The organism is Nostoc sp. PCC 7107 (assembly GCF_000316625.1).
GTDB lineage: Bacteria > Cyanobacteriota > Cyanobacteriia > Cyanobacteriales > Nostocaceae > Nostoc_B.
On sequence record NC_019676.1, the window covers coordinates 3,306,377 to 3,321,657 of the forward strand.

9 protein-coding genes and 2 CRISPR repeat arrays (1 of these 11 cut by a window edge) are annotated in these 15,281 nt (G+C 40.8%); of the genes, 5 read left to right on the plus strand and 4 right to left on the minus strand.

Annotation, left to right across the window (positions count from 1 at the left end; translation table 11 throughout):
- Nucleotides 1-1,468: direct repeats of the CRISPR family, unit length 35 nt; unit sequence GTTTCCATCCCCGTGAGGGGTAAGTGATTTAAAAC (it extends 338 nt beyond the left edge of the window).
- Nucleotides 1,469-1,793: 325 nt separating this feature from the next.
- Nucleotides 1,794-3,812: a CRISPR-associated endonuclease Cas1 gene (cas1, locus tag NOS7107_RS14120; protein WP_015113654.1), complete on the minus strand. Its 2,019-nt coding sequence runs from the start codon at nt 3,810-3,812 to the stop codon at nt 1,794-1,796.
- 274 nt (nt 3,813-4,086) lie between these two features.
- A complete protein-coding gene (locus NOS7107_RS14125; RefSeq protein ID WP_157374226.1) occupies nt 4,087-4,362 on the minus strand; it encodes a hypothetical protein in 276 nt (91 codons plus the stop codon).
- A 21-nt stretch (nt 4,363-4,383) separates the two neighbouring features.
- Here NOS7107_RS14125 and NOS7107_RS28575 point away from each other — a divergent pair, with 21 nt between their 5' ends.
- From NOS7107_RS28575 to NOS7107_RS14135, 3 genes are all read left to right on the plus strand, one after another.
- On the plus strand, nt 4,384-4,521 hold the full coding sequence (locus NOS7107_RS28575; RefSeq protein ID WP_157374025.1) for a hypothetical protein: 138 nt from the start codon (nt 4,384-4,386) through the stop codon (nt 4,519-4,521).
- Between the two features lie 128 nt (nt 4,522-4,649).
- Nucleotides 4,650-5,393 carry a DUF4384 domain-containing protein gene (locus NOS7107_RS14130; RefSeq protein ID WP_015113656.1) on the plus strand — a complete coding sequence of 248 codons (744 nt, stop codon included), beginning with the start codon at nt 4,650-4,652 and terminating at the stop codon, nt 5,391-5,393.
- Between the two features lie 336 nt (nt 5,394-5,729).
- Nucleotides 5,730-7,662: direct repeats of the CRISPR family, unit length 35 nt; unit sequence GTTTTCAATTCATTACCCCTCACGGGGATGGAAAC.
- A gap of 61 nt (nt 7,663-7,723) precedes the next feature.
- Entirely contained in the window at nt 7,724-11,500 is a 3,777-nt protein-coding gene (locus NOS7107_RS14135; RefSeq protein WP_015113657.1) for a tetratricopeptide repeat protein, read from the plus strand.
- A 28-nt stretch (nt 11,501-11,528) separates the two neighbouring features.
- On the opposite strand, the gene NOS7107_RS28580 is transcribed toward NOS7107_RS14135, so the two are convergent.
- Together NOS7107_RS28580 and NOS7107_RS14140 are read right to left on the minus strand one after the other, a co-directional pair.
- Nucleotides 11,529-11,669 carry a hypothetical protein gene (locus NOS7107_RS28580; protein WP_157374028.1) on the minus strand — a complete coding sequence of 47 codons (141 nt, stop codon included), beginning with the start codon at nt 11,667-11,669 and terminating at the stop codon, nt 11,529-11,531.
- Entirely contained in the window at nt 11,638-12,123 is a 486-nt protein-coding gene (locus NOS7107_RS14140) for a molybdenum cofactor biosynthesis protein MoaE (protein ID WP_015113659.1), read from the minus strand. Before NOS7107_RS14140 ends, NOS7107_RS28580 begins: the two co-directional genes overlap by 32 nt.
- A gap of 179 nt (nt 12,124-12,302) precedes the next feature.
- Between NOS7107_RS14140 and NOS7107_RS14145 the strand changes: the two genes are divergently transcribed.
- Together NOS7107_RS14145 and NOS7107_RS14150 are read left to right on the plus strand one after the other, a co-directional pair.
- On the plus strand, nt 12,303-12,608 hold the full coding sequence (locus NOS7107_RS14145) for a PAS domain-containing protein (RefSeq protein ID WP_044499980.1): 306 nt from the start codon (nt 12,303-12,305) through the stop codon (nt 12,606-12,608).
- Between the two features lie 147 nt (nt 12,609-12,755).
- A complete protein-coding gene (locus NOS7107_RS14150; protein WP_015113660.1) occupies nt 12,756-15,239 on the plus strand; it encodes a PAS domain-containing protein in 2,484 nt (827 codons plus the stop codon).
- Nucleotides 15,240-15,281: the final 42 nt, after the last annotated feature.

Below are 15,281 nucleotides of genomic sequence, written 5' to 3' on the forward strand. Positions count from 1 at the left end.
TGTATTAGGATCACTAGCATACTTCCACCATGAGGTTTCCATCCCCGTGAGGGGTAAGTGATTTAAAACCCTAAATGGAGAACAGCTTACTTCCAAAACTGTAAATGTTTCCATCCCCGTGAGGGGTAAGTGATTTAAAACTTATAGAAAAAGGCGGAGCCGCATTCGATGCGGCGATCAAGTTTCCATCCCCGTGAGGGGTAAGTGATTTAAAACTTGTCACGGATATTTTGTTGCCTGGGTGGCAAAAGCGTTTCCATCCCCGTGAGGGGTAAGTGATTTAAAACACGTTTTTGTGTTGGTAAGCAATGCTGCTGGGGATCGTTTCCATCCCCGTGAGGGGTAAGTGATTTAAAACACTTGAGTTTCACTCTAAAGGACAGGGTGTTGCTGTAGTAAAGTTTCCATCCCCGTGAGGGGTAAGTGATTTAAAACAATTGGCAAATTTCTGCGTTTGGAGGGATTGTGTTTCCGTTTCCATCCCCGTGAGGGGTAAGTGATTTAAAACAATGTCGCAAAGAAAAATCTTCGAGATAAGATTAGAAGTGTTTCCATCCCCGTGAGGGGTAAGTGATTTAAAACCGTATCATATAGGCGAAGATAGTCTTAAAGACTGGGGTATTCTTTGTTTCCATCCCCGTGAGGGGTAAGTGATTTAAAACCACAAGATGTGCGCAATAACTTGGAGCAGAGAAAAAGTTTCCATCCCCGTGAGGGGTAAGTGATTTAAAACGATGTGCTTTGAATTTTTCAAAGCACAAAGTCAGCCATTGTTTCCATCCCCGTGAGGGGTAAGTGATTTAAAACTAGTGGTAGTTTTGGCGAAACTACATGCAACGACAAAGTTTCCATCCCCGTGAGGGGTAAGTGATTTAAAACAATTTTCGCCGAGCGGCGGCGTGGGCGGAGCAGCAACGGTTTCCATCCCCGTGAGGGGTAAGTGATTTAAAACCATTCGGCATTCTGGCTCGGTTGGAGGTCGCATTCGTGAGTTTCCATCCCCGTGAGGGGTAAGTGATTTAAAACGATATAGTTGCCTCGCTTGCAACTTTAATAGCACATAAAAGTTTCCATCCCCGTGAGGGGTAAGTGATTTAAAACTCTGGGGCAAAACATCACCTTGTCGTACGGTACCGAGGTTTCCATCCCCGTGAGGGGTAAGTGATTTAAAACGAATTCTAGAGTTAATGTCTCAAAAGGGCTATTCTAGTTTCCATCCCCGTGAGGGGTAAGTGATTTAAAACATTAAATGGTTACCAGCTCCTGAGAGGCTGGCAACTATGTTTCCATCCCCGTGAGGGGTAAGTGATTTAAAACTTTTTATTTTCCCATTTCATCTCCTGCGGGAGGGGAGATGGTTTCCATCCCCGTGAGGGGTAAGTGATTTAAAACCACAAAAGATCTCAGAAAGGGGCAAGCGCATCCTCGCCCTGGTTTCCATCCCCGTGAGGGGTAAGTGATTTAAAACCCTACTCTTACACAGACCTTACCAAATAAAGCTTACAGAAGTGTAAAACTGAGGGGGGTCTGTTTTACCTGTCAACAAACTACCATTATTGACAATAAAGGCAGTATCAAATTCACTCAAACGCTTATACAGTAAGTCATCTGAGGGGGTCTACGAAACAATAGGCTTTTCAGCATTTGGCTGACCCCCTCAGTTTACATTTCTTTACAAACTTGTTTTAGGAAACTAACTATTAAGTTACAAACAAAGAAGGCTGATTGAATTTTCATGGTGCAGGCATTGGTATAAACAATACCATACCAATCAACATGATGCAATTTCTTGATTAAGGTTTCCAAATCATTGGTCGATAGATTTTTACCTCTCCTGTCAGACAAGCTACATACTCCCGCACTTGTAACTCTAAACACCTGCGGAAACTCACCTTATATCCTGTATTTGGGTGCGTTAACTCCGACTGCAACTTTTCTTCCCAGTGCTTGAGAAACTTTTTCAACGCATGGGGTTGAAGATATACGCCTCCTTTTTCATCAGGAGGGGTAAAATCATCTTCTGTGAAAATATTGGAATTAATCAAATAAGCAACTAAAGAATCAACTAGTTGAGCGCGAAATTCCTCCATTAAATCGCTAACCAAAGCTGGGTGATTATCGCGGGGAACATGAAGATTACCAAAGTGACTGTGTAATCCTACAGCTTGGATAAACGAGAAAATATTGTGGCTAAGTAAGGTATATCCTAAACTTAAAAGGCTATTCACAGGGTCAGTTGGTGGGCGTTTGGTACGCTTTTCAAATTTAAACGCACCAGAAAATAAACTTCCTAATGCTTGAAAATAAACTGTTGCGGCTCTTCCTTCATATCCTCGCAACGCATCCATACTTTCTGCAAAAGGTAATTTATCCATCAAAATATCTAAATCTTTGATTGCTTCTTTGACAAGATTATCGTCGAACTCTGATGATTTTCGGCGTTTTAAACGCATCAATAAAATGCGAGAGTTATGAATTTTAGCTGTCACAATTACTTCTGCTAGAGTTCGTGTAAACTCAGGATTTTGGCAACGTTCAACCTGTAACATCAAATATTCAACCTTAGCATCACCCGAAACTTGCAATCTACCAAAATATCTGCCCTTCTGCGATAAATACATAATCGAAATTCGTCGCCGCAAAGCCATACTCACCGCACCATGCGAAACATTACAACAACCAAATAACACCACATTACTCACTCGACTAACTGGAACCTTAATTCGCAATTGACCTTGATAATAAACTTGGAATTGCTGATTTTTGACACTTAAATATGCGCCTTGGTCTGTTATATATAAAGTAGTCATGGTTTCCTGCCAGTAATGAGATAAAGATGCTCTAGGAAAGTTAATCGGCTTGTCAATACTGCAAGCTTTAGGCGGATGAGAAACTGGTTTTTTTGGTCTTGGTTTAGTGCGAAAATAAGGATTACCCGAATCATTAATTACCCATTCACCTTTGAGTACAGGTTTGGGAGGCGGTGGTGCATAAACTTCACCGCCAGCAAAGCGATAACCTAAAAAAGTAAACTCATCATTAGGAGTGAAAATCTGTGTCTTCTCTGATTGGAGAGTTAAATAAACCTCTCCCAACCAAACAGTAATTTTGTCAAGGATGCGGTTGGCTTCTTGCCAACTATTACAAGCAATCACAAAATCATCACCATACCGCACTAAATTAATCCCTTGACTCAGACATTTTTTATCAAAATTAGTCAGATATAAATTAGCTAAAGCACCAGAAAGTATTCCACCTTGTAAAACTCCTTTGCCAAAATTACGATATTGTCCAGCAATGATCATTCCTGATTGCAACTGTTGTTCTATTAACTGTAATACACTCGGTTCAAGAGATAATTTCTCCAAGAAAGTTAACAACAATGCCCAAGAAAGATTATCAAAAAAATCAGCAACATCAGCTTTGATAATCCATTTCGGTTGATATTGGTAATATCCATATAAATGCTGTACTGCTTGCAGAATATTGTGTCCCGGACGATAAGCATAGCTACAATCTAGAAAGGTACCTTCTAAAGGAAAATACAACTCATCTAGTAGCAAACGCTGAATAATTCGATCCCGCACAGTAGGGATACCAACTAACCGCTTATCACCATTTTTTTTAGGTATATAAAACCCCTTGGCGGGACTTGCTGTATAAGTTTCATTGTTGAGTTGATAGACGAGATTCTGCAATTGTTCAGTAGCCATCGACTCGAATAATTCTACAGAAATCCCATCTACACCCGCAGTCTTACTCCCCGCACAAACTTGTAGCCATGCGAAATGTAGATGTTCTTGAGTGAACATGATGAATAAGTAAAAAGTAAAAAGGCAAAAGTTTTAAAGTAGGTTGGGTGAAGCAACAGCGAAACCCAACATAGATTTTGCCAACTCAAGATGGTTTTATATTGAGTTTTTTAACGTCCACCCAACCTACAATTTAATTGTTGCAGTGCTATATATGAGTTCGTGTATGGGTTATTGACTCTTTTATATGAGTTCGTATATGACTTATGCCAATTCAAAAATTATGAATAAATTTGCTCAAGAGACGTTGCATTGCAACGTCTCTACATCTAGATTACTGCATCAAAATTTGACGGCTTAAAATACTCATCACCTCATCTGGATTACCCGTTGCTTGCAGTGGACTCCAATCTCCCACACTGGCGTAACCAATAACTTGCAAATAGTGAATTGTACTGGTGACGGCTTTGGGAGAACCAATTAGTAAATGTTTAATTGGTTCTCGGTGGGGAAATGGTTGTTGGGGTATTTGCTTGGGAGTGGGGAAGTGGAAGTTTTGTCTTAAGAACTGGACTAATGGGAATTGGGCGAATTTGAGTAATTGTGCCATCATTATCTGTATGCTCCTTTTGTGAGGGGTATAAAAGCGATCGCTCTCTTCTTGCCGGAATCAGACGATCGCTTTTACCTTTTGTGGGGTTTAGATAAGGGCGGTTGCTTTGTTCTTTGGGGAAGGAAGCGATCGCCTTTATCATGTCTTTTATATTAAAGTATAAAATTATACTCGTCAACTACTAATTCCAAAATTTTTATTACTAATTTCCCAATTTTTACAAAGACAAATTATCTTAAATAGCAGTTAACTTTTACCTTTTACCTTTTTACTTTTTACTTGTTATGTCTCGAACTCTGGTAGCATCACCTGAAGGCGTACAACTAGCAAGAAAAGCCCTAAAAGCTAAAAATTTAACCCAAACAGATTTTGCTATAGAAGTAAGATTAGGTTATTCAACTGTTAGTAATTTCTTCAACACTAAACCGATATATCGCACAAACTTTCAAGAAATATGCGTGTTTTTGGGTTTAGACTGGAAAGACATCGCCGTGTTTGGTGATATAGAAACCGAAGAACTCTCACCCCTCGATAAATTATGGCAACAACTTCAATCATTAGGTTCGCCAACTGAACAAATGGGTTTAGTCTTAGTCAAAGAAGAAACACTTGGTTGGGGGACAAGAATCCCCAGTCGGTACGAAACATCAGTGCAAATCGGGAGTTACATTCAAGTTGAGATAAATTTGTCAACTCCCGGTTATTTATTGTTATTGCAAAAAGATACATCTGGGCAAATGTGGTGTTTTTGTCCTTCATGTTTTGCTCAACAGCCACACTTAGATACTGGTAAAACCAGCTTACCGCAACCGGGTTCACCAATGAACGCTTTCCCCGTCGAAGGAACTCCCGGTAAGGAAGAAATTATCGCCATCATTACCAAAGAAGTACCTCAATTAGACTGGTTAACCCAAGATAATGATGAGGTTTTAGAACTAGAAGCTAGTCATCTGACAGAATTACTAAATTATGTGCATGAACACGAAGAATCTCAACTTTGGTATACAGATTACATGGTGAGCGCATGATAAAAAAGTTAATGTTTTCAGCTTTCAAAATTTAAGGTATTTTGTTATACTGCCCTTTAAAAGCACAGAACCTTGAAAACTTAATCTAAAGTTTCCAACTGGAACTTAAAGTATTGATTTTGACTTTCTTTACATAAGTTTACCTGAGGGGGTCAGGCGATCGCTGAAACCCTTATTCTTTCGTTGACCCCCTCAGGTAGCTTACTGTACAAGCTTTTGAGTCTGGTCTAATAGCCTTCTATTCTCAATAATATGTACTTATTGACAGGTAAATTAGACCCCCCTCAGAAATGCCTATCTCTAACCCTCTCTGGCTAAGGCTTCTAAAAGGGTAGGGTTTTCAATTCATTACCCCTCACGGGGATGGAAACGAGCAATTGTGACCTGGGAGGTCACGGGTAAGCCCGTGTTTTCAATTCATTACCCCTCACGGGGATGGAAACCTCAGGATTTCAGCTTTCTCCGCATTACACGCGCAGAAAGTGTTTTCAATTCATTACCCCTCACGGGGATGGAAACTATTCAGGTCTGCCGGGTGGCTCCTGAAATTTTTTCGTTTTCAATTCATTACCCCTCACGGGGATGGAAACTCTCATTTGCATCTGGTGGGAATGAATGCACCGAAAGTTTTCAATTCATTACCCCTCACGGGGATGGAAACTTGACAACACCTTGTCCCCAAGGGGGGAAGAGGTTCTATGGTTTTCAATTCATTACCCCTCACGGGGATGGAAACAATAGTGATGGGGGTAAATGCCTCCGCCCTGGCCTCCAATAGTTTTCAATTCATTACCCCTCACGGGGATGGAAACTCTCTTGTGTTAGTGGGTTGGCTTAAGTTGTAACCAAGTTTTCAATTCATTACCCCTCACGGGGATGGAAACTTGTCGTCTGCGTTAGCAGGTACTAAAACAGTTTCTAAACCAGTTTTCAATTCATTACCCCTCACGGGGATGGAAACTGGAGATCGACTTGTACTGCGGTACCTGTCTGAGTCCGGGTTTTCAATTCATTACCCCTCACGGGGATGGAAACTCTATAGTTTCATCAAACTCACAACACAGTATTTTGTTTTCAATTCATTACCCCTCACGGGGATGGAAACACTTGAGGCGGGGGATGCACCTCCCCCTCCTACACATTTGTTTTCAATTCATTACCCCTCACGGGGATGGAAACTTTTTGGATGTTCTCAAGCGTGCACTTTGGATCATTATTGTTTTCAATTCATTACCCCTCACGGGGATGGAAACAAATATTTTCCCGCATGACCTACTAGAAAATTATCTACATCGTTTTCAATTCATTACCCCTCACGGGGATGGAAACTTGGACGACGCGACTCGAGAGGATTCTCCCCTCAGAAAATTGTTTTCAATTCATTACCCCTCACGGGGATGGAAACCATAAGTAAAATTGCGACTCATTCCGCAGGAAGTAACTGTTTTCAATTCATTACCCCTCACGGGGATGGAAACATGTACGTATGGTGGACTATAATTATATCCGGGGATGTCGTTTTCAATTCATTACCCCTCACGGGGATGGAAACCTTAAAAATTTGCAATTCTTTACACTGATTAATTGTTTTCAATTCATTACCCCTCACGGGGATGGAAACCCAAGGGTGCCTTGCTGCAACGCGGTTACAACAAAAGTTTTCAATTCATTACCCCTCACGGGGATGGAAACAAACCTAATAGACCACCAGTAACCGCGCTGAAACCAGGTTTTCAATTCATTACCCCTCACGGGGATGGAAACTTTAATTTCAGTCTGACTAATGCTTGGAGCAGGGGTTTTCAATTCATTACCCCTCACGGGGATGGAAACTTTTTTTACTTCAGTTTCAAAAACTGTCAGATCAAAATGTTTTCAATTCATTACCCCTCACGGGGATGGAAACCTCAAGGACAAGGCAGGAACCTAAGCCCCTGAACTGTTTTCAATTCATTACCCCTCACGGGGATGGAAACCCTTTCCCGCTTAAGCGGTGAAGGATATCCAAATTATAGTTTTCAATTCATTACCCCTCACGGGGATGGAAACTCTGTCGCATCGGGATTTATCCCGATGCAAACTTTGGTGTTTTCAATTCATTACCCCTCACGGGGATGGAAACCTGAAGTAGTTGCGCGGCGAGCTGTGCTGGTGTGATTGGAGTTTTCAATTCATTACCCCTCACGGGGATGGAAACTCAGCAGTATCTCGTTTGACACTGTCCAACGGAAGGTGTTTTCAATTCATTACCCCTCACGGGGATGAGAAATTTTAGATAAAATAAGTAATTAATAAAAGCGAAAAAACATATAAACATCTGGAACTAGCAGATGAAAAAACTTATAAAACAACTCAATCAACTTAACTTACAAGTTGTAGAATTAGCAGGACAAGGAAACCTAGAACAAGCTCTAATAGTTGCCCAGCAAGCTGTAAATCTAGGCAAAAATCAACAGCTAACAGAAAATCCTGAATATTGTGATAGCTTAAATAACCTCGCCGAACTATATCGGATGCAAGGACGTTACTTATTAGCCCAGCCCTTATACTTGCAAACCTTAACTCTCAGGAAAAATATTCTAGGTTCAGAACATCCTGATGTTGCTCAATCTTTAAATAATCTCGCAGCTTTATATCATGCACAAGGTAATTATATAGAAGCGGAAAAACTATTTTTAGAAGCATTGGAATTGTGGAAAGATATCTTTGGTGAAGAGCATTTTCAAATTGCGACTAATTTAAATAATCTGGCAGAAATATATCGAGAACAAGGAAAATATTTCCAAGCCGAACAAGTACATTTAGAAGTTTTAGCAATGCGAAAACGCTTGTTTGGTGAATCACATCCTGATATTGTCCAAACATTAAATAATTTAGCCAACATTTACACATCACAAGGCCACTATGCAGATGCAGAACAAATGCACCTAAAAACCTTAGCGATGAAACAAAGCTTATTTGGCGAATCACATCCAGAAATTGCTGTTAGCCTGAATAATTTAGCTGCATTGTATGACTCTCAAGGGCGTTATTTAGAGGCTGAAGCAACGTTTCATGAAATTCTAACCAAATTGCCAAAAATCCTCCCAAATGAACATCCATACATAGCAACTATCTTAAATAATCTTGCCAGCAACTATAAAGAACAAGGACGCTACCGAGAATCGGAACAAAAATATCTAGAAGCTTTAGCAATGCGGAAACGCTTGCTAGGAAATCAACATCCTGATGTAGCAGCGAGTTTGAGTAACTTAGCTGATGTGTATGTTAGCCAAGGACGTTATTTAGAAGCTGAACAAATTTATTTAGAAGCTCATGGGATGAGGAAGCAATTGTTCACTTCTGAACACCCTGATATTGCTGAGAGTTTAAGGAATATAGCAGTAGTTTATACATATCAAGGACGCTATTTAGAAGCAGAGCAACAATATTTGGAAGTCTTACCTATGCTGGAAAAATTGTTAGGGAAAGAGCATCCAGTTATTGCTGATAATTTAATTAATCTAGCCGCACTTTATGAAGAACAAGGACGTTATGCAGAAGCTGAACAGAAATATTTGATAGCGTTAGAAATCCAAAGAAATATTCTAGGGTTAGAACATCCAGAAATTGCCCATACTTTCAACCAAATAGCAGTACTTTATCGCCTTCAAGGACGATATGCAGAGTCAGAAAAGCTGCATTTAGAGTGTTTGGCGATGGCAAAACGTCTGTTAGGAGAACAACATCCATTTGTTGCAGTTGTTCTGAATAACTTAGCAGTATTATATGATGATCTAAATCAATATTCTCAAGCAGAATCATTATTTTTAGAAGCTCTAGCAATTGTTAAAACTGCCTTCGGTAATGAACACCCGCAAGTAGCAACTACCATGAATAACTTAGCTGTTATTTATGATTTTCAAGGGCGTTACCAAGAAGCAGAACAACTGCATCTAGAAACATTAAACCTGAGAAAGTCTTTATTAGGGGAAGAACACCCAAAAGTTTCTATAAGTCTGAATAATCTGGGAGAACTTTACTTTTCATTAGGGCGTTTTGCACAAGCAGAGCAGAAGTATGTGGAAACTTTGGCGATGCGAAAACGCTTATTGGGAGAAGAGCATCCCGATGTGGCGTTTAGTATGAATAATCTCGCTACTGTTTTAGCTGCGACTAACCGCCCAGATGAAGCATTGGCTTATCGCATTGCAGCCAGTAAAATTGAGGATAAGATTATTCGTAACATATTTGCGTTTAGTTCGGAAAGCGATCGCCTCTCCTTCCTCGACAAAATCAGAAATAATTTTGATTTATTTCTCTCGTTAGTTTACCAACATCTATCCAACTCCGATAACGCCAAACTTGCAGCCCTAGATTTTATCTTAAAACGCAAAGGACTCACAGCATCAGCCCTGGCGGCTCAAAACCAAGCTCTCTACAGTGGACGCTACCCCCAACTCCAAGAAAAATTTCGTCAGCTGAGTGATTTAAACACGCGACTGGTGCATTTAACTTTCTCGGTTCCGCAAACCGATGACACCTCGACAACCGAGAAAACCTTACACCAGTTGAGAACTTACCGAGAGAATTTAACACGACTGCAAGCACAGTACAACTACTTGCAAAAACAACTAGCATTGCAAGTACCAGAGATTCAGTTATCTGAGGAAACTTTTGACCGTCAAACTATAGCCGCAGCCTTACCTCCTGATTCTATTTTGGTCGAATTTGTCCGCTTTGATGTATTTGATTTTCAGGCGATCGCCGCGAATGGAGCAACTCAATGGTATCCGGCTCGATATCTAGCATTTATTCTAAAAGCCGGACAACCAGACGCAGTGCAGATGCTTGACTTAGGAATAGCCGCAACCATTGATGAAGTAATTCAGGTATTTCGCTTACAAGCCTCTGACTATCACCAGCCAACATTAGCTTTGAGAAAAACCCCCAATAAACCAAAGCTGCATATACAATCTTACGATTCCACAGCCGCTATTCAACTGAGTCAACTGCTTTTTGCACCTATCCGTGACTGTGTAAAAGATTGCAGACATTTAATTGTTGCACCAGATGGCAATTTAAACCTAGTGCCGTTTCAGATTTTGCCTGTCGATAACACTGGTACAAGACTGTTAATGAATGAATATACCATCAGTTATCTCAGTGTTGGCAGAGAAATTCTTCACAGCAAAGTACAAAAACCAAAACCTTCCATCTCTGCACCACTGATTATTGCTGATCCTGATTTTGATTTAACAGCAGAGTCCGCTACAAATTTAGCTTCCAAGGCGGAAACGAAAATCAAACCACCCATCCCAGAAACAACCTTGCGTCGCGCTGTGGGGACAAGATTTTTGGGTGAAAGTGTGGCGAAAAAACTTCTGGATGCAAAATTATACTTAGGTACAGAAGCATTAGAAAGCCGCCTAGTCAATAGTGATTGTCCTAATATTATGCTGATTGCCACTCACGGCCTATTTTTGAGTAACTCTGAAACAAAACCAAGCGATCGCCAGCGTACTTTTTTGAGTATAGAACGTCTGCGAACCACCAAAGCAGAAAACCCGATGATGCGTTCTGGACTGGCTTTAGCAGGTGCTAACACATGGCTATGCGGTGGAACTCTCCCCCCAAATGCAGGCAAAGGTTTTGTTTTCGCCCAAGATATCGCCAGTTTAGATTTGTGGAATAATGAACTGACGGTTCTTTCTGCTTGTGATACCGCCAGAGGAGACATTAAAATTGGCGAAGGTGTATTTGGTTTACGTCGTGCTTTTGCCGTAGCGGGTTCACAAACCCTGGTGATGAGCCTATGGCCAGTTCCAGATAGAGTAACAGCCTTCTTGATGGAACGTTTTTTTGATAATTTACAGTCTGGTATTGGCCGAGCCGAGGCGTTACATCAAGCTCAGAACTATGTGCGTACAATTACTGTTAAAGAATTACGGCAATCAGCTTTGGGTGTTGAGGTACTAAAAGAACTTTTAAGAGCTAAGGAAGTATCAGCAGACAGCCAGATTGATTGTCAAGAAGAAGACACACCATTGCAGCATCCTTTTTACTGGGGAGCCTGGATTTGTCAAGGAAATACAGAGCCACTAACAGTTAGAGCAGTTTTTAGCTAATAAATTAACGTGCGCCTCCGTTGGAGACTCACGTTAATTTAGGATAGAGTAATACTTTGGTATTATCTGCGATCGCCACCAAATTATGTGCCTGTTCTCTAGATAAAACACGGGCATAGGCAAACACTTCAGCAATTTTAACAATTTTCTCCTGACTGTTCGCAAGCACCAATACTGACCCAAGTACTAGAACCATTTTGCCAATGTTCTTTTTTCCAAATTGGTGCGTTATGTTTCAGGGTATCAATAGCATAGCGACAAGCTTCAAACGCCTCACCCCGATGGGGACAACCAATAGCAATTAAAACGCTGATTTCTCCAACTTGTAACCGTCCAATGCGGTGATGAATTACAACTCGATTGATCTCAGTCCAAAACGTGCGAATCTCAGCAGCAATTTGATAAAATACCTGCATAGCCATTGGTTCATAGGCTTGATATTCTAAAGCAACCACAGGTTGTCCATCAGTATTATTGCGTACCATCCCACTCATCACCACCACAGCACCATTCGCCGACGCATCAGCCTTAGCATAAATTTCTTCGAGTGATAATGGGGCAAAGGTAATTGCAAAACTATCTTCGATTCTCGGCTTAACTGGTGCGGTAAATGTATTGGTCATAGCGAAGTTAATAATAATTTGTATAAGTAAGCATAGCCATTACTTAAGTATATTGCTCTGGGGCGAAATGCTACCTCGTCTTTGTACTGATAAATTTTGGGACATAACAATCTGTAGCTCTTATTTATCAAAACAAACTCGAAATCTTGACTAAAATTCTAGTTAAAGGAAGAAAATGTTTGTCAGCCACTATCTCTGTAATTGCCGCCAGTTCATCTGGGCGATCGCCATTTGCCCATATAGTAGAGGATATTAGCGATCGCCAGCAAGCAGAAACTCAATTACGCAGAAAAGAAACACTGTTACACTCAATGAATAGTGTTTCGCCACAGGCATTTTATGTTGTCGATAAATACACCGATAACATCTTATATTTTAACGATCGCTTCTGTGAAATTTGGGGTATTGTCCACCTCAAAGAACTGATGGAATATCAACAATTGTTCCATCAAGATATTCAACTACCAAACAATTCGTGTGAGTGATGGTATGGAAGCGATCGCTGTTTACACTCAGCATCAAAATAAAATTAAGCAGAACGGTGCAAATAAACCGAACTATGTAACAAAAAGTAAAATGACTGGAAAACCTCTTCCCTCCTGCCTTGTTATAATGCCCAATTACTAATCACCATGACTAATCAAGATTCAGCACTGATTCTGATTGTCGATGACGACGATGTAACGCGAATTCACTTGCGTCAACTGATGGAACATGCAGGATATCGAGTTGTAGAAGCCCGTAATGGTTGTGAAGCTATTGGTGTCTACACAGATTTACATCCAGATATGGTGCTATTAGATGCCATTATGCCAGTCATGAATGGATTTACTTGTTGCGCTCAGTTGCAAACATTCCCAGATATCCAAGATACACCGATATTAATGATTACAGCAGCTTATGAGCCAGCAGACGTAGAGCGAGCTTTTGCTGTAGGTGCGATCGACTACATTACTAAACCAATTCAATGGCTAGTACTATCCCACAGAATCTGCCATCTTTTGGCAGCATCTCGCGCCATCAAGCAATTACGCCAGCAAAACCAACAGGCGCAACTCCGGGAAGCCCAAATTAAAATTGCCTTAGAAGCTGCCCGTATGGGTACTTGGGACTGGGATATTATTACCAATAAAATTACTTGGTCAGATAACAAAGAAGCACTATTTGGCTTGAAGCCGGGTAGTTTTGATGGTAAGTATGAAACTTTTTTGAACTGCATTCACCCCCAAGACCGCCATTTTGTCAATATCTCGATAACCCAAGCTGTGCAAACAGACACAGAGTGTGATGTGGAATTTCGCATCGTTTTACCTGACCTGAGTATTCGCTGGTTAGTGAGCAAAGGTGTAGTTTTTCGCAATGCGGCTGGGGAAGCTGCGCGAATGTTTGGAATAGTCGTAGATATTACTAAGCGTAAACAGGCAGAAGCCGAACTACGGCAAAGCGAAGAACGATTTCAAATTATTACCCGTGCAACTAACGATGTAATCTGGGATTGGGATTTGCTTACTAATCAAGTGTGGTGGAATCAAGGTGTACAAACACTGTTTGGTTATTCATTGTCTCAATTGAATGCTGATTTAAGCTGGTGGTACGAACGCATACATCCAGAGGATCAACCAAGAATCGAGAGTGATATGTGGGATGCGATGAATCGCGCTCAACAATTCTGGTCGAATGAATACCGCTTTCGCTGTTATGACAACTCCTATGCCGACATTTTAGATCGGGCTTATATCATCTATGACCAGACAGGCAAACCTGTACGGATGATTGGCGCAATGATGGACATTACAGAACGCAAGCGGGTACAGGCGCAACTACAATGGCAAAACTTGCGATCGCAATTATTTGCTGATATCACCTTAAAAATTCGTCAGTCTCTACAAATTGACGAAATCTTGCAAACCAGTGTCACAGAAGTACAAAAATTACTCCATGCAGACCGAGTATTAATTTTACAACTGCGCTCAAATGGTAAAGCCATCACCCTGAAGGAAGCTGTAGTTTCTGGTTTAGCAACGGCTTCTGATCTGGAAATAATTAACCGAGCAACTTTTGACCCAATGTGTCTGGCAAAATATGCTCAGGGAACGATTAAAGTTATTAGTAACATCGACCAAGAGCAAGCCAACATCTCAATAGCTTATCTCCAAATATTGCAACAATTGAGGGTCAAAGCCCAGATATCCGTGCCAATTTTTCTGCAAAATCAAATCTGGGGCTTGCTGGTAGCCCATGAGTGCGCCCATCCCCGTCAGTGGAATAACTGGGAAATTGAACTTTTTCAACAACTCGCAGATCAAATCGGGATTGCTTTAGCCCAAAGCCAAATTTTAGAAACCGAAACTCGTCAACGTCAAGAACTCAGCCGTTCTAACGAAGAACTACAACAATTTGCCTTTATCGCCTCCCATGATTTACAAGAACCACTACGGAAAATTAAAACCTTTAGTGAACGGCTGATTAGCAACTGTGGCGACGCTTTACCCGCACCTGCATCAGATTATCTAGAGCGAATGCAGAATGCTGTTGTGAGAATGCAGACTTTAATCGAAGATTTATTAACACTCTCACGAGTGACAACCAGAGCGCAACCTTCTATATCTGTGAATTTAGCGCAAATTACTCAAGAGGTATTGTCTGATTTAGAAGTGCTAATACAGCAAACAGGCGCAACCATAGAAGTTGGAGATTTACCGACAATTCCCGCTGATCCTCTACAAATGCGCCAATTAATGCAAAATCTGATTGGCAACGCCTTGAAATTTCATCGTCCACAAATGACACCCATTGTCAAAATCTATAGTCAATATTTCCACAATCAATCAGATCAATTTGTTGTGGGTTTGGAACTTTGTCAAATTATCATTGAAGATAATGGGATTGGATTTGAACAAAAATATAGCGATCGCATCTTTCAGATTTTTCAAAGGTTACATGGTCGTCAAGAATACGAAGGTACAGGCATTGGCTTAACTATCTGCCGTAAAATTGTCGAACGGCATTTTGGCAAAATTACTGCTGAAAGTAAACCAGGACAAGGGACAAAATTTTTTGTAACTTTGCCGATGAATTTCCCTACAGAATTTTTATTCCTAGAGAGGGATTACTAAAACTCCTCAAAATAAGGTTCATTGGACAAATACAACCTTTAA

Bases quoted from the DNA above. Each gene is read 5' to 3' on its own strand.
- cas1 (WP_015113654.1), bottom strand. From the start codon at position 3,812: ATGTTCACTCAAGAACATCTACATTTCGCATGGCTACAAGTTTGTGCG.
- NOS7107_RS14125 (WP_157374226.1), bottom strand. From the start codon at position 4,362: ATGGCACAATTACTCAAATTCGCCCAATTCCCATTAGTCCAGTTCTTA.
- NOS7107_RS14130 (WP_015113656.1), top strand. From the start codon at position 4,650: ATGTCTCGAACTCTGGTAGCATCACCTGAAGGCGTACAACTAGCAAGA.
- NOS7107_RS14135 (WP_015113657.1), top strand. From the start codon at position 7,724: ATGAAAAAACTTATAAAACAACTCAATCAACTTAACTTACAAGTTGTA.
- NOS7107_RS14140 (WP_015113659.1), bottom strand. From the start codon at position 12,123: ATGACCAATACATTTACCGCACCAGTTAAGCCGAGAATCGAAGATAGT.
- NOS7107_RS14150 (WP_015113660.1), top strand. From the start codon at position 12,756: ATGACTAATCAAGATTCAGCACTGATTCTGATTGTCGATGACGACGAT.